Origin of the sequence: Caulobacter sp. 602-1 (assembly GCF_003931565.1) — a bacterium.
Taxonomy (GTDB): Bacteria; Pseudomonadota; Alphaproteobacteria; order Caulobacterales; family Caulobacteraceae; genus Caulobacter.
This window is the reverse complement of the sequence record NZ_RRYI01000207.1, coordinates 1-274: the sequence shown is the minus strand read 5'-3', so window position 1 is coordinate 274 and position 274 is coordinate 1. Positions and strand designations below refer to the sequence as shown.

Annotated in this window: 1 protein-coding gene; it reads right to left on the bottom strand. The window is 56.2% G+C overall.

Going from position 1 to position 274, the window contains the following annotated elements:
- On the bottom strand, nt 1–274 hold a 274-nt coding region (locus tag EIK80_RS25890; RefSeq protein WP_199743661.1), incomplete at both ends, for a prenyltransferase.

Here is a 274-nt window from a genome sequence, read left to right as displayed (position 1 = left end):
ATGCATGCTTCTTGACGCTGGAAATCATGCGCACCGGCACACCCGCTCCAGAGAGCAGCAGCACCACACCCCACGGCCACCATAATGTGCCGCACATCAGTAGGGCAATAATCCATGCAATAACACAACACACAATCAGCAACGTGCGTGCGCCGGACTCCCCCATACGCACGGCCAGCGTACGTTTGTTATGTTCGCGGTCTTCGTCGATATCACGTAGGTTGTTCACCATCAGTATGTGGCAGGAGAACAATCCTGCCGCCACGGCACCCAG